The following is an 18934-nucleotide window of genomic DNA, read 5'->3' on the forward strand; positions in this document are numbered from 1 at the left end:
GGGCAAGAACGTCGCTAGGCGGCGGAGGTGCGGGGCAGCTCGACGGTGCGGAGCCAGAACTCCTCGAAGGCGTGCACCAGGCCGGTGAAACGCTGGAGGTCGACGGGCTTGGTGATGAAGCAGTTGGCGTGCAGCCGGTAGCTCTCCTCGACGTCCCGCTCGGCGCAGGAACTGGTCAGCATGATGACCGGGATGCTGCGGAGGTCGTCGTCGGCCTTGGTCTCGGCCAGGACCTCGAGGCCGGTCTTGCGGGGCATGTTGACGTCCAGCAGCACGAGGTCGGGCCGCGGCGCGTCGGTGTACTCGCCCTGGCGGCGCAGGAAGCGGACCGCCTGCTCGCCGTCGCGGACGATGTGCAGCCGAGTCGGCGTGCGGAGCTTGCCGAGCATCCGCTGCATCAGGTGGGCGTCGGCGGGGTTGTCCTCGGCCAGCAGCACGTCAACCGGCCTTGCGGACGCTGGACTGCTCATGGCGTTCCTCCGAGCATGCGGGGAGCGTGAAGGTAAAGGTCGTGCCCCGGCCGGGCTGCGAATCCACGGTGATGCCGCCGCCGTGCCGCTCGACGACTCGCTTGCAGATCGCCAGACCGATGCCGGTGCCCTCGTACTCCGACCGGGTGTGCAGCCGCTGGAAGATCTGGAACACGCGATCCGACAGCGCGGGATCGAAGCCCACGCCCTCGTCGGCGATGGACACCGCCACCGAGGACGCACGGCGCTCGGCCGACACCCGGATGCGGGGCGGACGGTCGCCCGAGAACTTGATGGCGTTGCCGATGAGATTCTGGAAGACCTGCGTGATCTGCGGGGCGTCGGCCAGCGCGTGGCCCAGCTGGCCGACCTCGACCTCGGCGCCCGACTCGGCGATGGCGGCCTCGAGCGAGGCGAGCGCCGCCCGCAGGGGCTCGGCCAGCGGGGTGGGCTCGGGGCTGCGGCCCGTGCGATTGATCCGCGAGAGCTGCAGCAGGTCGTCGATGAGCACCTTCATCCGCTTGGCGCCGCTGATGGCGAATTCCAGCGAGGGCCGGGTCACCTCGGGCAGCAGGTCGCCGCAGTCCTCCTGGATGATCGCCAGGTGGCTCGCGATGGATCGCAGCGGCTCCTGCAGGTCGTGCGACGCCACGTATGCGAACTGGCTGAGCTCGGTGTTGCGGCTCGTGAGTTCCTGCTGGAGCTTCTGCTCGGCATCGATGTCCAGGTGCATGCCCGCCACGCGGAGCGGCTTGCCCTCGTCGTCCCGCGCGACGATGCGGCCGATCGTGCGGATCCACATCCACGAGCCGTCCTTGCGGCGCATGCGGAGGTTGGCCTCGAACGTATCGCACTCCCCAGAGAGGTGCGCCTCCATGCAGGCCATCGCGACGGCGATGTCCGAGGGGTGCACCAGCTCCTCCCAGACCTCGAAGGTCATGGGCAGCTCGCCGGGCTCGTAGCCCAGCATGGTGTACCAGGTGTCGCTGTAGGCGACGATATGGTCGGGCATGTGCCAGTCCCAGGTCGCCTGGCCCGCCGCCCGCAGCGCGAGGTCGAGCCGCTCGTGGACCTCCTTGAGCCGGGTCTCGGCCTGGCGGAGCTCGCTGACGTCCGTGGCGATCGCCACCAGGCGATCGAACTCGCCGTGCTGGTTGGGCAGCGGGATCTTGTCGGTGCGGATGACGCGACGCTTGCCCTCGGCGTTGACGTAGCTCTCCTCGATCCCCAGCTTGGGCCTGCCCGAGTTGAGCACCTCGAGATCGTCCTCCAGGTAGGCCGACGCGTCGTCGGGGTAGATCTCCTCGGTCTGGCAGCCCGAGATCTCGTCGACGGTCATCCGCATCGATTCGGCGCCCGCGCGGTTGACGTTGAGGATCTTGTTGGCGTTGTCCTTGTAGAAGATCAGCGACGGGACGGCATCGAGGATGGTCCGCAGCTCGCCCCGAATGTCTTCGACCTGCCGGGCGTCGCGGCGCAGCTCGAGCAGCCGTGCGGTCTGCTGCGCGAGGACCTGCAGCTGGGCGAGCGACGCATCGTCGATGGTGCGCGGCTGGGTATCGATGACGCACACGGTGCCCAACGGATCGCCCGACTCGAGGCGGATCGGCGCGCCGGCATAGAAGCGAATGCCGGGCTCGCCGGTGACCAGCGGGTTGTCGCGGGTCCGCGGGTCGCGGGCGGCGTCCTCGATGACCAGGGGTTCCTCGGACAGGATGGCGTACGCGCAGAACGCTTGGTCGCGGGGAGTCTGGCGGGCGCCGAGGCCCACGGCACTCTTGAACCACTGGCGATCACGATCGACCAGCGAGATGAGCGCGATGGGCGTCCGGCAGATGCTCGCGGCGAGCTGGGTGATGCCGTCGAACACCGGCTCGCGGTCGGTATCCAGGATGCTGCACTGGTGGAGCATCGCCAGGCGGGTGGCCTCGGCTGGGTGCGGGGGCGGATTGCCCCCCGCGGCGGCGAGATCCGGCGTGGCACGGTCGTCGCCCATGGCGGCAGCCCCCTCGTGGTGCAAGCGGCACCGCAGTGGCTATCGGCCGCGGCGAGGGTCGGATCCAGTCGCGATTGGCGGATTGGCGGTTGGCTGCTGGCGGTCTTTGGGCGACCTGCGGCGACCCCGCACGGGCGAGCATGCACGTGGCCCGGCGCGGCCGCCTGGGTATACTCCTCCGCCATGCGAAGCCCCATTGCACGCAAAGCCAGCAAAGCGACCACCCGCGGCGTCCTCGTCGCCGGGCGTTGTCGTTGTGGCTTCCTGCACGCGGGCTAGGCCCTAGCCCCGGCACACCGAAGCAACGACGCACCCCCGGCCCGCCCGGGGGTGCTGTTCTTCGCGTCCGCCGCGGATGTTCCGCGGCGGTTCGGGCGCACGCGATGCCCACCCACACCATGCACCCAACCCACGCAGCACGGAGCACAGCCATGATCGAATCGCCGAGCGCCACCACCGCCTGTCCCGAGTGCGATGCCGCCGTCGCCTTCGACCGCCCGCCGCTCAACGGCCAGATCGCCCGCTGCGGCGACTGCGGCGCGGAGCTGGAGGTCATCGCCATCCAGCCCATCACCCTCGAGCTGGCGCCCGAGGTCGAGGAAGACTGGGGCGAATAGCACCGCTTTCGAGCGCGGCGCGCCCGCGGCAGGAGGCCACCATGCACATCGCGATGACCTACACGCGTCTGCGGACCGAGGAGCGGCTGCTGCTCGATGCCATCGAGTCCATCGGCGTCCGCGTGACGCCCGTGGATCTGCGTGGGATCGTGTTCGACCCCGCCGACGCCGGCGAGTGGGCACGGTACGACGCCGTGCTCGATCGCTCGGTGAGCCTAACGGCGACGCTGACCGCGTTGCGGCTGATCGAGGGCTACGGCGTCCGCTGCATCAACCCGCTGCGGTCGATCGAGGTCTGCGCCGACAAGCTGCGGACGACCATCGAGCTGGTGCGAGCGGGCGTGCCGACGCCGGCGGTCCGCGTCGCGACCAACGCCGACGCGGGGCTGCGGGCGGTCGAGGCCATCGGCTACCCGGCGGTCCTCAAGCCGACCGTGGGTTCGTGGGGCCGGCTCGTGGCCCGGCTCAACGATCGCGACGCGGCCGAGGCGATCCTGGAGCACCGCGAGACGCTCGGATCGGTGCAGCAGGGCGTGGTGTACGCCCAGGAGCACGTGGACAAGCCGGGGCGGGACATCCGCGTGTTCGTCGTGGGCGGCGAGCCGATCGCGGCCATCGTGCGCTCGAGCGACCACTGGGTGACGAACACCGCGCGGGGCGCGCAGGCCGAGGGGCTCGCGATCAACGACGAGCTGCGGGACGCCTCGGCGCGCGCGGCCGCGGCGGTGGACGCCGACGTCGTCGCGGTGGACGTCCTCGAAGATCCGCGGCGGGGGCTGCTCGTCAACGAGCTGAACCACTCGATGGAGTTCCGCAACAGCATCGACACCACGGGCGTGGATATCCCCGCGGCCGTGGCTCGACACGCCGTGGCGATCGCCGAGGGAGCGGCCGCGTGCTGAGGCGGGCGTCCATCGTCGGCGGCAGCGGCTTCACGGGCGGCGAGCTATTGCGGCTGCTGCACGCCCATCCCGAGATGGAGATCGCGCAGGTCTCCAGCCGCTCGCTGGCGGGGCGGCCGGTGCACGGCGTGCACCCCAATCTGCGCGGGCACGTCGACGCGGCCTTCTGCACGCCCAACGAGATCGAGGGCTGCGACGTGCTCTTCCTGTGCATGCCGCACGGGCGGGCGGCGGCCGAGATCGATGGCTGGCGGGGCCTCGCGCCGCTGGTGGTCGATCTGTCGGCGGACTTCCGGCTTTCGGATCCGGAGGCGTACGAGCGCTGGTACGGCGAGACCCATCCGGCGCCCGCCGTGCTGGCCGAGGCGGCCTACGGGCTGGCCGAGGTCTCGCGGGCGCAGCTGACGGGAGCGGGGCTGGTGTCGGGCGTGGGCTGCAACGCGACGGCGATGACGCTGGCGCTGCTGCCGCTCGCGCGGGCCGGCCTCGTCCGACGGGCGATCGCGGACATGAAGGTCGGCTCCTCGGAAGCCGGCTCCGAGGGAGGTGCGGGCTCGCACCACGCGATCCGCGCGCGCACGGCTCGCACGTACAGCACGGCGGGGCATCGGCACCTGGCCGAGGTGGAGCAGTCGCTAGGGCCGCTGGACCTCGACGCGACGATCACCGCCATCGACATGGTTCGGGGCGTGCTGTGCACGGCGCACGTCGAGCCCACAGAGCGGCTGGCGACCCGCGACCTGTGGCGGCTGTACCGCGAGGCCTACGGCGGCGAGCCCTTCGTGCGGATCGTGGCCGATCGGAGCGGTCCCAACCGGCTGCCCGACCCGCGGGTGGTGGTCGGATCGAACCACGCCGATGTGGGCTTCGCGATCGACGAGCGATCGGGACGCATCGTGGCGCTGTGCGCCATCGACAACCTGGTGAAGGGCGCCGCGGGGTCGGCCATCCAGGCGATGAACGTTGCACTCAGCCTCGACGAGGCGCTGGGGCTGGGCTTTCCGGGGCTGCACCCCGCGTAGCGGACGAACCGGGCAGGAGCACGCACATGCACACCATCGTGGTCAAGATCGGCGGCGGCGAGGGAATCGACCCGATGATCGCGGTCCCGGAGATCGCCGAACTCGTCCGTGCCGGCGTCCGCGTCGTGCTCGTGCATGGTGGTTCGCACGAGACCAACGTGCTGGCCGAGGCGCTGGGCCATCCGCCGGAGACGATCACCAGCCCGAGCGGGCACCAGTCCCGCCGGACCGATCGTCGGACGCTGGAGATCTTCGAGATGGCCTACTGCGGCCGGGTGAACAAGGCGGTGGTCGAGGGCCTGCGCGCCGCGAGTGTCGATGCCGTCGGCCTGAGCGGGCTCGACGCGGGCATCTGGCAGGGTCGGCGGAAGCACGCCATCCGCGCAATGGACGATGAGGGCCGCACGCGGATCATCCGCGACGACCTGTCAGGCCGCGTCGACTCGGTCGACGGCGACTTCCTCGGCGTGCTGCTGGATGCGGGGCGGACGCCCGTGCTTACGCCGCCGGCGGTGACGCCCGAGGGCGTGGCGATCAACGTCGACGCGGATCGGGCGGCGGCCGCGACCGCGGCGGCGCTGCGGGCCGACGAACTGCTGCTGCTCTCGAACGTGCCGGGCGTGCTGGCCGACCCGGCACGGCCCGAGACGCTCATCCGCCGCGTCGGCGACGATGCGCTCGAGTCGGTGCGTGCCGCGGCCCGCGGGCGGATGAAGAACAAGGTGCTCGCGGCCGAAGAGGCGATCGCGGGCGGCGTGCCCCGGGTGGCGATCGCCTCGGCGTCGGGCGGCGACGCGATCGCACGGGCACGGTCAGGAAGCGGCACGGTGTTCGCCGCGGCGGTGGCGTCGTGAGCGTTCCGCATCCACAGTTGGATGGCGACGCGCGGTTCCTCGTCGACCTGGTGTCGACGCCCAGCATCTCGGGTAGGGAGCGAGCAGCGGCCGAGCTATTTGTTGATCGAGCTCGCGCCTGGGGCTTCGACGCGGACATCGACGAGGCGACCAACGCCGTCGCGCACCGCGGCCCCGCGGATGCGGCCATCCACGTCGTGCTGCTGGGCCACATCGATACCGTGGCCGGCGACATCCCGGTGCGGATCGAGGACGGCGTGCTGCACGGGCGGGGCAGCGTGGACGCCAAGGGGCCGCTGGCGGCGATGCTGGCGGCCGCACGGCGGGCGGACATGCCCGCGGGCGTGCGCCTGACGGTGGCGGGTGCCGCGGGCGAGGAGACGCCGATGTCGCCCGGCGCGCGGCACCTGGTCGATCGGTGGCGGCCCGATGCTTGCATCATCGGCGAGCCGAGCGGTTGGGACGGCGTGACGCTGGGCTACAAGGGTCGGCTGCTGGCGGCCGCGACGGCGACGTGCCCGCACCACCACTCCGCGGGACGCGATCCGTCGGCGGCGGACCTCGCGTTCGCGTGGTGGCGCGGCGTGCTTGGCTACGCCGATGCGTTCAACGCGGATTGTGGCCGCGTCTTCGACGGGATCCAGGCGAGCATGCAGGACATGCATTCGGATTGCGACGGATTGACGCAGCGGGCGAGCATCGACGCGGGCTTCCGGCTGCCGGTGGGCGTCGAGCCGGCCGTGTTGGCGGAGCAGCTGCGGGCGATGGCGCCGGCGGGTGTGCAGATCGAGTGCCGCGGCATGGAGCGCGCACATGCGACCGACCGGAGCGATCCGGTCGTGCGGGCGCTGACCAGCGCGATACGGACCAACGGCGGCCGGCCGCGTCCCAAGCTCAAGACCGGAACGGCGGATCTGAACGTGGTCGGGCCCGCGTGGCGATGCCCGATCGCCGCATACGGGCCGGGCGATAGCACGCTCGACCACACACCGGACGAGCGACTCCCGCTGGACGAGTTCGGGCGGTCGATCGACGTGCTGGCGGATGCAATCGCGTCGCTCATCGACGAGCTGTGCGCGGCGGATCCGGCAACGGCCTCGGGCGTGCCGCAGCGGGTTGGCTAGCGGACCGCCGGTTCCTGGCTTGCGAGCAAGCGGGCGGCACGCCGCTCGCCGAGCGACTGCAGCACGCGTCCCTTGTTGAACGCCGCTGCGGCGTCGCCGGCGGATTCCGCGCAGGCGATGGCGTAGCGAATCAGCTCGAGGGACAGGCGATGGTCCGACCCCGCGAGCTGTTCCGCGGAGCGGAACAGCTCGTCGATGGCGTGCATCGCATCGCTCGGATTCTGCGGCGCGACCACGGCCATCGTGCGCAGGGCGCTGGCGGCGATGAGGTCCGGATGGTCGGGGCCGAGCCTGCTCGAGCGGATGCGGTGGCAGGCGTCGGCGTGGGTCGAGGCCGCCTCGATGCGGCCGGCGGCGAGCGCGAGCCGCGCCTCGACCTCGTGGACGTCGGCGAGGTCGACGTGGTTCTCGGGCAGCCTGGCCTCGAGGATCCGTCGCGCGGCGTGGGCGTGCTCCTCCGCCTCGTCGAACCGATCGGCCTCCACGAGCACGCGCGCGAGCACGGTGCGGACGTGGGCCTCGGCGTAGGACTGCTCGCTCGCGCCATCAACGAGTTGCAGCGCGGCGCGGGCGGTGGCCTCGGCCTCGGACGCATCGCCGCCGGCGAGTTCGGCGAGCGCGCGCCAGGCCATGGCGCGTGCGCGGTAGGCCTCGCCGTAGTGCCGCGCGAGCAGATCGCTGGCACGATCCAGGGCGTCGCGGGACTCGTGCAGGCGGTCGTGCATGAGCAACGAGCGACCGAGCTTGAGCCACTGCCAGCCGGCTTCGGCGGATTCGTCACGGCCGGCTGCCTGCTGGAGCTGCAGGATGCGGCGGAAGCCCTCCGCGGCCGCCTCGGCCTGCCCGTCGACGAGCAGCGTGAGGTAGGCAATCTCCTCCGCAGCGGAGATGGACTTGGGGTGGTCCTCGCCCAGGTGTTCCCGCCAGGTGCGCAGGGCCGCCTGGATGTTCCGCCGGGCGGGGGCGTACATCGAGTGGCGGCGGTAGATGAAGCCGATGGAGTAGCGGACCTCGGCCTCCACGAGCGGCGCGTCGGCGAGATCCCGGTGGATGCGGTTGGACGCGTACTCCAGCGCGTCGAAGAAGCTGGCATCGGGGCCGAGTTCCTCGGGGTCGACGCCGAAGATGGCGTTCTGGAGGAAGGTGCTCATGCGACCCGCGCGGAGGATCTCGGCCTCGGCCTCGGCGGTGGCGAGCAGCGCGGCCTGGGTCGCCTCGCGCTCCCGCTCGGCCGACGCGTGCGCGTTGAGCATGCTCGCGACGAGCAGCCCGAGGGCGGCGACGGCGATGAGCACGGTGATCGAGGCGGCGATGACCACCGGGCGGTTGCGACGTGCGTAGAGACGGGCCCGCCGGAGCGGTCCGCCGCTGCGAGCGTCGACGGGCTCGTGTGCGAGCCACCTGCGCAGGTCGGCCCCGAACTGGCCGATGGAGGCGTACCGCCGCTCGCGGTCGGGCGCCATGGCCCGCGCGAGCACCGCACTCAGCTCGGCGTCGATGCGGGCATCGACCTCCTGCGCCGCCGGCGTCGGCGCGGTCAGGGCGGCCAGCAGCGCGTCGCGGGCGGCCTGCTGCGCGTCGGCCGCGAGGGGCGTGCCGCCGAATCCCGCGGTCGGCGCGCGGCGAGGCAGCTGGCCGGTCAGCAGCTCGAAGCCCAGAGCGCCCAGGGCGTAGATGTCGGCACGGGTGTCGAGATCGTGGGTGTGCCCGGTGAGCTGCTCGGGGGGCATGTAGGCGAGCGTGCCGATGATGCTCCCACCCTCGGCGAGCCGGGCCTCGACGCCGCGATCGAGGGCGCGGGCGACGCCGAAATCGAGCACGCGTGGGGCGCCGTTCTCGTCGACGAGGATGTTGGCGGGCTTGAGGTCCAGGTGGATGACGCCGCGCTGGTGGGCGTGCTGCAACGCGTCGCAGAGCACGGCCAGCAGCGCAACGCGCTCCCGGATCGAGAGGCCCTGGTTGCGTGCGTGCACCTCGAGGGGCGTGCCCTCCACGAGCTCCATCGCGATGAACGGCCGCTCCTCGCTGCGGCCTCGATCATCGACGACCTCGGCGTGGCCGGCCTCGAAGATCTGGGCGATGCCGGGGTGCCGAAGGCGTCCGAGGATCTCGGCCTCCTGCTCGAGCCGGCCCGCGATGCCCCGGCCGAAGAGCTCGGGCTTGATGAGCTTGAGGGCGACGTCGCGCTTGGGCGTCTCTTGGAGGGCCCGGAGCACGACACCCATGCCACCGCGGCCCAGCTCCTCGACCACCGCGTAGCGGCCGACGCGGCGGAGCGTGGCCGGCTCTTCTGGCGACGCCGACGCGACGGCGGACGGCTCGAGGAATCCCGCCGCCGAACCGTCCTCGGCTACGAGATCCTCCACGGCCCGCCGCAGCTCGGCGTCGTCGCAGCGCTCGTCGAGCACCGCGATTCGTCGCTCGGGCGGCAGGTCGCAGACCTCCTGGAACAGCCTCGTGACGAGCTCGTAGCGGGCGGCGTCCATCACTCGGCATCTCCCGCGTCGCCCTCGCTCAGGCGGCTCCGCAGCCAGGCCCGCGCCGTCCGCCAGTCCAGCTCGACGGTGCGGGGCGAGACGCCGAGCGCATCGGCGGCCTCGGCGACGGTGAGGCCCGCGAAGAACCGCAGTTCGACGATGCGGGCCTGCCTGGGGTGGAGGTTCGCCAGCTCGGTGAGCGCTGCATCGAGGCCGAGGGTGTCGACCTCATCGCCGCCGGCGACGTCGAGGCCGGTGAGCGTGACGCGGTGCCAGTGGCCGCCCCGCTTCTGGGCGAGCCGCTGGCGGGCGTGCTCGACGGCGGCCTGCCGCATGGCGCTCGCGGCCGCGCCGAAGAAGTGGTGGCGGCCCTCGAAGCTGGGGTCGCGGCCACCGAAGAGCTTGGCGTAGGCATCGTGGACGAGGGCAGTGGCGTGCAGCGTGTGGGCCGCCGACCCGCCGAGCTGCCGGCCGGCCATGGCTCGGAGGCGGTCGTAGACCCGCTCGACGAGGTCCTCCCGCGCGCGGGCATCGCCCGAGCCGACGCGATCCAGCAGCTTGGTGAGGTCGTCGTCCATGGGGCGGCCAGAAAAATCGCCGCGGCGTTGCGCCCGCCGCCGGCGGTTTCCATATCTCGGTCTGGCCCGCCACGACCCAGGAGGGAGGCGGCGGGCCGCAGAGCCCCGGGGCCTTCGCATTCGGCGCAACGGCGTGCCGACCCCCGCGGGTACCCACCGTGGCCCGCCTTGGACGGGCCATCGAACGCATACCGAGAGGATACGCCATGCAGTCCATGACCAACCGCACGCTCGTTGCCGCCACCCTCGTCGCCGCCGCAGGCGCCGCCCACGCCTCCGACCCGGTCGTCTACAGCGATTCGGGCGCCACCGCCGGGGACATCACCGCGACGGTCGACGCCTTCCGCGACGCCCTGGGCGATCTGAACCGTCCCGAGCCGGGCACGGTGGGCACGGGCCGCCGCCAGATCGACTGGGATGCCGCCCCCGACGCCGTCAGCGCCCCCAACGACTTCCCGGGCGATTTCTTCAACTTCCCGGCCTTCCCGCGGGCCCGGGGCGTGGTGTTCACCACGGACGGCACGGGCTTCCAGCTGTCGGCCACCGAGGCGTCGGGCGTGGGCGTGGAGTTCGCCAACATCGACCCGACCTACGACGACATCTTCTCGACCTTTAGCCCCGAGCGGCTGTTCACGCCCATCGGCAGCAACGTCGTCGACGTGCACTTCCGGATTCCCGGCGAGGACCGCCCCGCCGCCAGCACCGGCTTCGGCGCCGTCTTCAGCGACGTGGACACCGAGGAGCAGACCAGCCTGACGTTCTACGGCCTGGACGACGAGTTCCTGGGCATCTATTACGTGCAGGCCGGCGACGTGGATAGCGAGTCGCTGTCGTTCCTGGGCGTGAAGTACGACGAGGCGATCGTGACCCGCGTGCGGATCGTGACCGGCGATACCGCGCTGGCCGCCGGCGTGCAGGAAGCCTGGCCCGCCAACGACCTGGTGGTCATGGACGACTTCATCTTCGGCGAGCCCAACTTCCTGCCGTGCTTCGCCGACCAGGACGCCGACGGCGAGCTGACGATCTTCGACTTCCTCGGCTTCCAGAACGCATTCGCCGCCGGCAGCCTCGATGCCGACTGCGACGGCAACGGCCGGCTCGAGATCTGGGACTTCCTCTGCTTCCAGAACGCATTCGACACCGGCTGCCCGTAACACCGGCCGGCAACGAAGCGTCGCGCGGGTGCGTGGAACCCATCCGAAAATCCCCCCGAGCACGGCGGCCGCGCGGCTTCTCCGCGGCCGCCGTGCTGGTTGCGCGTTGGGGGCCTCGGGACAACTCCACGCGTGCTGTTCGCTGGATTCCAGTCGCTCTCAACGGCAAGGAAGCGGCACGGAGATTCCTGCATGCCGAGGCAGGCCTGGGCCACCGCCGGGTGGAGAAGTGCAACAATTGGTTCCGGAAGTAGCAGTTGCGTGGCCGCGACGAACCTCACGAGCGACGCCACGGATGTCGCGTTGCGGGTCTTCGGGGCTCTTCTTGCCTGACCATGAACCGCTCACCATCGAGTGCGTGGGTTCTGCCTTTGCAAGATGGCCCAGCAATCACCGTGCTCTGCAACACGCCGAACGAGCACGAACGCTCTAACATCATCAACGCATCTGCATTTGTTCCGCTATGCGGCGTGATGCTTCGCGCGTTGAATCGACGCATGAGTTGAGCGACGCTTCGATCAAGATCACACGAGGACCCGCCATGAAGTCTGCCGCAATCACCGCCGCCGTCCTTGGCGCTTTGCTTGCCAACGGAGCATGGGGTTTCGATGAGGTTGTCCGTCGGAACGTCTCCTTCGAGTCCGGCGGCGTCACGCTCGTGGGCCATCTCTACCTTCCGGACGGGCACGATGCACGCAGGCTCCCGGGCCTCGTCGTCACCGGTGCCTGGACGACCGTAAAGGAGCAGATGCCGGCGACCTGCGCCGCAGTAATGGCCGGCCGCGGGTTTGCGGTCTTGACCTTCGACTTTCGCGGCTGGGGCGACTCGGAGGGACATCCCCGTTTCCTCGAGGATCCGGAGCGCAAGACCGAGGACATCATTGCCGCCACGACGTATCTGGCCGCACGGCCCGAGGTGGACGCCGCGCGTATCGGCGGCCTCGGGGTGTGCGCTTCCGCGGGCTACATGAGTGACGCGGCACACCGGAGTCCAGTTGTTCGGGCGATCGGGCTGTCGGCACCATGGCTGCACAACGACGCCATCGCTGAATCGGTCTACGGCGGACCGGAGGGCGTTGCGAACCTGGTCGCGGCCGGCCGCGAAGCGGCCGCATCGGATGAACCGGTCATCATCGAGGCCGCCAGCACAACAAACGAAGCCGCGCTGGTGTTCAACGTTCCGTACTACACGGAGGCCGACCGCGGACTCGTCGAGACGTACGACAACCGGTTCAACGTTGCATCATGGGAGCCCTGGTTGGCCTATGACGCGATCAGCATCGGCGATTCGCTCCGCAAGCCCACGCTCGTGGTGCACTCGCGTGCGGCAGTCATTCCCGAGGGCGTCACGGAGTTCGCGGCGCGCATGGGTGGTCACGCCCGCATCATGTGGCTGGATGGCATCACGCAGTTCGACTTCTATGACCAACCGGCCCCCATCGCGATGGCGGCGGACGCCCTCGCGGAGCATTTCACGACGGTGTTCGAACTGCAGCAGGATGTGGCGGCCGTGAAGACGGTCGTGGAGGGCGTTGCCAGCTCGCGGACCTGGGACAGTTCGATGCCCTCCAAGATCTCTATGCGGACGAGGTCATCGTCGACTACAGCTCGCTGACTGGCCAGCCGGCGGCGACACTCGCAGCCGCGGATCTCATGCGGTCCTGGGCCGGCTTCCTGCCCGGCTTTGATCGCACGCGGCACACGCTGTCCGAGATCCACGTGTTGATCCGCGGCGACACCGCCGTCGCAACCGCGGACTTCGTCGCGGATCATTACCTCGGTGGGCACTTCTGGCAGGCGCGGGGCGACTACGGGTACGAACTCCGGCGCACGGGACGGCAATGGCGCATCACCAGCCACACCATGAATCTTCGAGACGAGATCGGAAGCAGAGAGGTCCTGCAGCTTGCCCCGCTGAAGGCGGTCGCAAGCCGGCCGATCCCTGAGACGCCGGGCGCCGCTGCCCTAAGGCGGCGATGGCACGGAATCTCGGGCGGCCAGCATGACCGTGCGGCGACAGCGGTGGGCACCGACGCGGCACGAACGTGTGGTGCTGCCGAGCACGTGCGCCTAGCACCCACTCAATAGCCCCGCCCGGATTCGAACCGGGGACCAAGCGATTATGAGTCGCGTGCTCTAACCGCTGAGCTACGGGGCCAAATGCCTCTGTTTCAAGGACTTGCGTGTTTCGACATCGTGATCATCGTGCGTTGAAGCACAACGGGCAGTGAGATGGTAGGAATTCCGCCGCGGGAGATGGAACTCTCTACCTCTCCGAGCTGCTGCACGGGCAAGGCTAGATCCCCGGACGCCGGTGCGGGCCTGGGGCTGGCTGCTTGGTGGTGCCTCCGGAGCATCGGGCCCTGGCCGACATCCCGGCGCACCACAACGACGAAGGCCCCCACGCCCCGAGCGGAACCTCGTTGCAGCGCGATCACCCACCCAGATGCGCCAGGGGGCGGCCTCGTGATCGATCACGCCATCTGCGATCACCAGTTCACGCAAAACCCGTTCGCACCTTCACGCTACCGCCGATGCTCGACTGTCACACCGTCGGCTCTTCCACCTGCACCCACAGAACCAATCGTGCGGATGCGCATGGGATCCAAGCTGCGCGCGTGCATGGCCACTCGCAACGGATGCTCCTCCCTGACGCCCAGGGCGTCGCACAGAACGCGAGTTCGGTCGTAGAGTCGCTCCGCCAGATAGACATCACCCATATGCAGCGCGCACTCGGCCATCAACGCGCACCACTCGGCTTGCTTCGTACTGCATTCCTGCACGACAGCGCCATGATCCAGCACGCCTTTTAGCATCATGTAGGCTGGCATGTACTCGCCCATGCCGAGATGGGCCCTGGCAAGGCCCTCGTAGAGATCGGCCACTCGCGACGATTCGTGCAGCGTATCGTCGGCCATCGCGCGCACGAGGGCATCGTACTCTTCGTATGCCATTCGATACTCGTGCCGCTCGATGAACAGGTCGGCGAGCAGCCGGCTCGCATCAAGGCGCACCTTTTCGCGTACCTCGTCATTCGAGAGCATGGACCACAATGCCACCTCTGCTTCGTCGAGCTGGCCAGCAGCGAGCATCGCCTCGATGCGCAACGTGCTCCGGCGGGCATCCGGGCCCGCCCCTTCTGTTCCAAGCACTTCGAGCACCCGAACCGGCCTGCCTGTTTCGAGCAATGCGTCCACGTAACTGGTTTCGGTCGCGCGGACGTGCGGGTGGCCCGGGCCGAACATGTCCACCAGGCCCCTCCACGCTGCCGCGAAGTGGTCGATGCTGCCCTCGGCGTACCCAGCTCGGACTCGCGTTACCGCCATGTTGTGCCTGATCTGCAGGTTCATGAAATGCCCCGGCGACAACACCCGCTCGAACGACTCTAGCGCCTTGCCGAACCACAATTCGGCCTCTGCATAGCGCCCCTGCCGCGACGCGATCTCCCCGAGCAGGCGCCACGTCATGCGCGTTGGCTCATCACCTTCGGCATGGTGGACCCGGCACGCCTCGAGGGCCTCCTCGGCGAGTTGGCGGGCCCGCTCGAGGCGACCGCTTAGCGCACAAGCCTGCGCCATGTTGTTCCACAGGGCAACCGTGTTGGGATGCCGCCATCCATAGACTCGCAGCACCATCGACCGAAGTTCGTCCGACAGCTCGACAGACTGCTCTATGCGACCCGTCTGTAGGTATATCAGATAGAGAGAGTTGCAGGATGACAGCGTGCGAGGGTGCGTCTCACCAAAACTCTCGCGATACCGAGCATGTGCGTCGCGAAGCAGCTGCTCCGCGAGTTCGTAATCTCCGCGACGTCGATGTGCTTCGCCGAGGCCGAAGAGCGTATCGGCAACTTCGGGCGCCGCCGAATCGACTCGCTGCCAGTCTTCCAGGACTCGTTCGCCGATGCGTACGGCGTCGTCGTATCGTCCCTCGTGTATCGCAATCTCCAGGGGAAGCCGCCGCCACCGGAGCGCGTTCTTGTCGTCGTCCTTGGATGCACGATCATGCTGCCGTAGTGCTTGGTCGGTTACCTCTTTCGCTGCGTCCATGTCGTCCAAGCCGATCAGTGCACGCGCAAGCACGAGACGCGCCTCGGACAGTTCTGGGCCCGCGTGTCCTTCCTGTTCCTCGAGGACATTGACCGCACGGCGCGCATACAGAATGGCTTCGTCCAACAAATCACAGTCATAGCAGCGTGATGCGAGTTCGATGTAGAATTCGCCACGAGACTGCGCGTTGGCTGCCTCGATCGCATCGAGATCGCCGGCGGCAACTCGGTTCGTGATGAACTCCATCGTGTCATAGAGGGTGGCGTTCGGTCCCAGATTTTGCGGACGCACGGCCTCGAGCATCAGCCTGGACAGCGCGTCGCTCGCCCGTCGCTCCGAAACGGATTGCTGCGCCGCGAGCCGCTGCCGACCCGCGTTGGTGGTCGCGATGGCAGCGAGGAGCACGAGGCTTGCCAGCACGAGGCACGCGACCGTCCATGCCCCGGTCGTCCACGGGCGCCGCTGGATGAACTTGGAGGATCGATACGCCACCGTCTGCCGGCGCGCCTGCACCGGCCGGAGCGCCCCGACGCGCCGCAGATCTTCGGCCACATCCGCCACGTGTGCGTACCGCTCCCCCGGATTGTCTGCCAGGCAACGACGGAGCAGATGCCGCACATCGGCCGGCAGCGACTCCGCGAGCGATAGCTCCGGAGCCTGCGTAGCGCGCCGCACGGCCGCCAGGAGCGACCGGTCGTTCACGGCCCAGGGCAATCGACCGGCTAGCACCTCATGAATGACGACACCGATCGCGAAGACCTCTGATGCGGGCGTTGGCTCGGCGCGGGCGGTGAGCAACTCGGGACTGATGTAGGCCGGCGTACCACTGCACGAGCCTTCGCTGCTGCGACCCTGCAATCGTGCTATGCCAAAATCCAGGAGTCTCGCGACACCGTCATCGCTGACCATGATGTTGGACGGCTTGATGTCGCAGTGCATGACGCCACGATCATGGGCGTGCTGCAGGGCATCGCACACCGAGGCGAGCAGTGCGAGTTGTTCACGCAAGCTCCGCGTAGCTGCGACCTCCGTGATGATCGAACCACGCACCAATTCGATGGCGGCGTAGAAGCACGCCGTACCAGCAATGACAACCGAGCCCGCTGTGAATACCCGGGCAATGCCGGGATGGTCCAGTCCGGCAAGCACGTCGATTTCGTGCTCGAAGGTAGCCTGATCCTGGTGCGGACCCGATGGGACCAGCTTCAACGCGACCTCGCGGACTGGCCAGCGTTGCGTGGCACGGTACACGACGCCGTACGAACCAGACCCCAGCTGCTCTTCGAGCGTGAATCCCGCGATCGTGTCGCCGGGGCGGATCGCCGGGAGCACCGCGTCGGGACTGTCCCCGGGCGCGGTGTCGGCGTGCCACGTGATCAGCCGCCGTGCGAGTTCCGCAGCGTCATCGCCAAGTCCATGGAGGCGTCGCTGCAGATCTTCGGCCCCTGTGCTCCTGCCAGCAGCGTCGTCGAAGAGCGCTCGGACCTTCCGCCATTCTTCATTCGTCAATGACACAGCTTGCTCCGGAGCCATGCGCGCCCGAACATCCAGTGTCGCTTTACGCTGCGTTCCGAGATTCCCGTAGCCGCGGCGATGCCGGACGTCCCCAGGCCCGCGAAGATCCGAAGCTCCACGATCGTCGCGAGTTGTCGGTCCTGCTTATCGAGCGTGTCGAGCGCCTCATCGAGCGCGATGAGATCGATGGCGGCCAGGCCACTCGCCGGCAATTCATCCCCGGCCCGTGCCCGCGTCCGCTTGCGATCTCGCTTCTGCGCGGATCGCTTGTGGGCATGGTTCACGAGCAGCCGACGCATCGTTCGCGTCGCCAGCGCAAAGAAGTGCTCGTCAGATTGGACGTTATGCATGGCCGCGATCGCCATGTACGCCTCGTGTACGAGAGCCGTTGGCTGCAGTGTGTGGTCCGGCGATTCGGTGCGCAGCATGCGGCTTGCAAGCTTTCGCAATTCATCGTAATGCAACTCGACGAATCGATCAATGGTGTTTTCCGCAATGCGGCCTTCGTCTTCCGTGGAGCTGCCGGTCGCCATTCGTCTCCCCGTCCGTGATTCGCGCCGCCGCCGACCAAAAAACCGGTCCTTCGTGGCCCCGCTCGGCGCGGTTCCTGCTTGTGTATCCAATGCGATGGCGCCGGGATGCGACGTTCGCCAATGGATCCAAAGCAATGTCCTGCCGGCATCACATCGCAGCGTGGAGTTTATCGATCGGACCAAGCACACGAGGAGATGCCCATGCATGCGAACGTTCTCACCGCGTCGACACTGGCCGCTTGCGTTACCGCGACGGCGTGGTCCCAGGGCGGCTGGACGCCGCCGCCGCCGACCGCCGATCCGCTCCGGCCCCAGGAATTCCCCGGCGGATCGTACGTCCTGCCGACTTTCCCCATCGATCGCCGGCCGATCGCCTTCCAAAGCCTGCGACTGGACACGGCCAACGTCCAGCATCTTCTTGGCGACAATGACGACGCCAATGGCAATGGTCATCCCGATCCGGACGACAACTGGGCGGGATTCGATGCACTTATTACCAAGCTCGACGCGCTGTACGACAGCGGCTGGCGCCGCATCGCGCTAAACCGTGCAACCGGCGATCTTTCGCTCGCGTTCGCCGACATGACGGCATGGCAGCAGTACGGCTACCTGACGTTCATCCGCGAGTGGGCCGACGCGCACCCCGAGGTATCGCTCGAGATCTACATCCTGCCGCAGTCCATCTCGTTTGTAAGCGAGAGCGATCTCAACGATCCGGCGACGATGCAGGACGTGCTGGTGGACTTCGAGCCGTGGCACAACAGCGGCATCCGGACGATCTGGCTCGATAGCAGCTTCGGTAACGCATCGCTGCTCGAGGCGATCAACAAGAGCCCGCTGCTGTACGACGTTGATTCGGATCGCAGGACGTACATCGCGAGCGAAGCGGGGTCCGGGCTTATCACCGCGCCGGGCGTCTGGCCCACTGAGTCCCAGATTCCCTGGCTCGCCGCGAGCCAGAATCCTTTCTGGTGGAGCACGAACTTTGGCCTCGCAACGCCCGTCAACCCGCTGCTCTCCAGCGTTGGCTATTGGTACATGACCGGAAGTCTCGGCGACATCGAGGACGCGTACAACCACGTACGCGGGGGCAAGTGGCTCGGCATCCAAGTCGGATCGATGCCGGCGACCGAGTGGGTCCGTCGAGTGTGCGAGTTCGGGAACATCAGCACCCCCGCCGACTTCAACGGCGATGGCACCGTCAACAGCCTGGACTACCTCCTGTTTATGTCGCAGTACTCGGATCCCGATGACGCCGACGACCCGACGTTCTTCGAGGGCGACTACGACCAGGACGGCTTGGTCACGAGCCTCGACTACTTTGCGTTCATGAACGACTACTCGGCGGGCGGTGGCTCCCCCCGGTTCCTCGGGGTCTCGCAGCAGCCGCCGCTGTGGCCGGAGCACCGGACGCCCTGACCGTTCCCGTTCTTGCATCGCGTGCCTCGGGCCACGTCCACGTCCATGGGCGTGCGCTCGAGGCTTATCACGGTCCAGCCCCACGCTCGACCCCGGAATGGGAGCGGACGGCGGCTTCGGCCGCTTGGACGAACGTCCCGGCATCGACGTGATCCCGCCCGCCAGCGGTGGCCGCCTCCCCGGAGGCGTGCCAGCGGCTCGGTTAGGATGCCCGACACGACGCG

General features: G+C 68.8%; 15 protein-coding genes and 1 tRNA gene. 9 read left to right on the forward strand and 7 right to left on the reverse strand.

The window, feature by feature from the left end; translation table 11 throughout:
- Positions 1-14: 14 nt before the first annotated feature.
- The gene (locus AAFX79_11960; GenBank protein ID MEO1009271.1) at positions 15-470 is read right to left on the reverse strand and encodes a response regulator; all 456 of its coding nucleotides are present in this window, start codon (positions 468-470) and stop codon (positions 15-17) included.
- Positions 439-2466: an ATP-binding protein gene (locus tag AAFX79_11965; protein MEO1009272.1), complete on the reverse strand. Its 2028-nt coding sequence runs from the start codon at positions 2464-2466 to the stop codon at positions 439-441. The genes AAFX79_11960 and AAFX79_11965 overlap by 32 nt, the downstream gene beginning before the upstream one ends.
- A gap of 431 nt (positions 2467-2897) precedes the next feature.
- Here AAFX79_11965 and lysW point away from each other — a divergent pair, with 431 nt between their 5' ends.
- From lysW to AAFX79_11990, 5 genes are read left to right on the forward strand one after another with little or no spacing between them, the layout of a single operon-like run.
- Complete coding sequence (lysW, locus tag AAFX79_11970; protein MEO1009273.1) at positions 2898-3083, forward strand: lysine biosynthesis protein LysW; 186 nt, start codon at positions 2898-2900, stop codon at positions 3081-3083.
- Between the two features lie 41 nt (positions 3084-3124).
- A complete protein-coding gene (gene lysX, locus AAFX79_11975; protein ID MEO1009274.1) occupies positions 3125-3985 on the forward strand; it encodes a lysine biosynthesis protein LysX in 861 nt (286 codons plus the stop codon).
- The gene (argC, locus tag AAFX79_11980; protein MEO1009275.1) at positions 3979-5007 is read left to right on the forward strand and encodes an N-acetyl-gamma-glutamyl-phosphate reductase; all 1029 of its coding nucleotides are present in this window, start codon (positions 3979-3981) and stop codon (positions 5005-5007) included. The genes lysX and argC overlap by 7 nt, the downstream gene beginning before the upstream one ends.
- Before the next feature lie 26 nt (positions 5008-5033).
- Positions 5034-5861, forward strand: a complete 828-nt coding sequence (locus AAFX79_11985) for a [LysW]-aminoadipate kinase (protein MEO1009276.1) — start codon at positions 5034-5036, stop codon at positions 5859-5861.
- The gene (locus AAFX79_11990; GenBank protein MEO1009277.1) at positions 5858-6985 is read left to right on the forward strand and encodes a [LysW]-lysine hydrolase; all 1128 of its coding nucleotides are present in this window, start codon (positions 5858-5860) and stop codon (positions 6983-6985) included. Before AAFX79_11985 ends, AAFX79_11990 begins: the two co-directional genes overlap by 4 nt.
- Here the strand turns inward: AAFX79_11990 and AAFX79_11995 are convergent.
- Both AAFX79_11995 and AAFX79_12000 read right to left on the reverse strand, forming a co-directional pair.
- Entirely contained in the window at positions 6982-9471 is a 2490-nt protein-coding gene (locus tag AAFX79_11995; protein MEO1009278.1) for a protein kinase, read from the reverse strand. The genes AAFX79_11990 and AAFX79_11995 overlap by 4 nt on opposite strands.
- Positions 9471-10040 carry an ECF-type sigma factor gene (locus AAFX79_12000; GenBank protein ID MEO1009279.1) on the reverse strand — a complete coding sequence of 190 codons (570 nt, stop codon included), beginning with the start codon at positions 10038-10040 and terminating at the stop codon, positions 9471-9473. Before AAFX79_12000 ends, AAFX79_11995 begins: the two co-directional genes overlap by 1 nt.
- A 206-nt stretch (positions 10041-10246) precedes the next feature.
- On the opposite strand from AAFX79_12000, the gene AAFX79_12005 reads away from it, so the two are divergent.
- From AAFX79_12005 to AAFX79_12015, 3 genes are all read left to right on the forward strand, one after another.
- Complete coding sequence (locus AAFX79_12005; GenBank protein MEO1009280.1) at positions 10247-11194, forward strand: GC-type dockerin domain-anchored protein; 948 nt, start codon at positions 10247-10249, stop codon at positions 11192-11194.
- A 541-nt stretch (positions 11195-11735) separates the two neighbouring features.
- Positions 11736-12809 (forward strand): CocE/NonD family hydrolase, encoded by a 1074-nt coding sequence (locus AAFX79_12010; GenBank protein ID MEO1009281.1) that lies wholly within the window; start codon positions 11736-11738, stop codon positions 12807-12809.
- Positions 12788-13282, forward strand: coding sequence for a nuclear transport factor 2 family protein (locus tag AAFX79_12015; protein ID MEO1009282.1), 495 nt, complete (start codon positions 12788-12790; stop codon positions 13280-13282). The genes AAFX79_12010 and AAFX79_12015 overlap by 22 nt, the downstream gene beginning before the upstream one ends.
- Here AAFX79_12015 and AAFX79_12020 read toward each other — a convergent pair.
- The 3 genes from AAFX79_12020 to AAFX79_12030 form a co-directional block, all read right to left on the reverse strand.
- Positions 13280-13352, reverse strand: a tRNA-Ile gene (locus tag AAFX79_12020). The genes AAFX79_12015 and AAFX79_12020 overlap by 3 nt on opposite strands.
- 367 nt (positions 13353-13719) lie before the next feature.
- On the reverse strand, positions 13720-16752 hold the full coding sequence (locus AAFX79_12025; GenBank protein ID MEO1009283.1) for a serine/threonine-protein kinase: 3033 nt from the start codon (positions 16750-16752) through the stop codon (positions 13720-13722).
- Entirely contained in the window at positions 16749-17291 is a 543-nt protein-coding gene (locus AAFX79_12030) for an ECF-type sigma factor (GenBank protein MEO1009284.1), read from the reverse strand. Before AAFX79_12030 ends, AAFX79_12025 begins: the two co-directional genes overlap by 4 nt.
- Before the next feature lie 201 nt (positions 17292-17492).
- On the opposite strand from AAFX79_12030, the gene AAFX79_12035 reads away from it, so the two are divergent.
- On the forward strand, positions 17493-18710 hold the full coding sequence (locus AAFX79_12035) for a dockerin type I repeat-containing protein (GenBank protein MEO1009285.1): 1218 nt from the start codon (positions 17493-17495) through the stop codon (positions 18708-18710).
- Positions 18711-18934 lie beyond the last annotated feature (224 nt).

The organism is Planctomycetota bacterium, from assembly GCA_039819165.1.
In the GTDB taxonomy this organism is placed as follows: domain Bacteria; phylum Planctomycetota; class Phycisphaerae; order Phycisphaerales; family UBA1924; genus JAHCJI01.

What these genes read in the sequence shown, in the direction of transcription:
- AAFX79_12010 (MEO1009281.1), top strand. Translation starts at nt 11,736, where the DNA reads ATGAAGTCTGCCGCAATCACCGCCGCCGTCCTTGGCGCTTTGCTTGCC.
- AAFX79_12000 (MEO1009279.1), bottom strand. Translation starts at nt 10,040, where the DNA reads ATGGACGACGACCTCACCAAGCTGCTGGATCGCGTCGGCTCGGGCGAT.
- AAFX79_12005 (MEO1009280.1), top strand. Translation starts at nt 10,247, where the DNA reads ATGCAGTCCATGACCAACCGCACGCTCGTTGCCGCCACCCTCGTCGCC.
- AAFX79_12030 (MEO1009284.1), bottom strand. Translation starts at nt 17,291, where the DNA reads ATGGCGACCGGCAGCTCCACGGAAGACGAAGGCCGCATTGCGGAAAAC.
- AAFX79_11965 (MEO1009272.1), bottom strand. Translation starts at nt 2,466, where the DNA reads ATGGGCGACGACCGTGCCACGCCGGATCTCGCCGCCGCGGGGGGCAAT.
- lysW (MEO1009273.1), top strand. Translation starts at nt 2,898, where the DNA reads ATGATCGAATCGCCGAGCGCCACCACCGCCTGTCCCGAGTGCGATGCC.
- AAFX79_11960 (MEO1009271.1), bottom strand. Translation starts at nt 470, where the DNA reads ATGAGCAGTCCAGCGTCCGCAAGGCCGGTTGACGTGCTGCTGGCCGAG.
- lysX (MEO1009274.1), top strand. Translation starts at nt 3,125, where the DNA reads ATGCACATCGCGATGACCTACACGCGTCTGCGGACCGAGGAGCGGCTG.
- AAFX79_12035 (MEO1009285.1), top strand. Translation starts at nt 17,493, where the DNA reads ATGCATGCGAACGTTCTCACCGCGTCGACACTGGCCGCTTGCGTTACC.
- AAFX79_11995 (MEO1009278.1), bottom strand. Translation starts at nt 9,471, where the DNA reads ATGGACGCCGCCCGCTACGAGCTCGTCACGAGGCTGTTCCAGGAGGTC.
- AAFX79_11985 (MEO1009276.1), top strand. Translation starts at nt 5,034, where the DNA reads ATGCACACCATCGTGGTCAAGATCGGCGGCGGCGAGGGAATCGACCCG.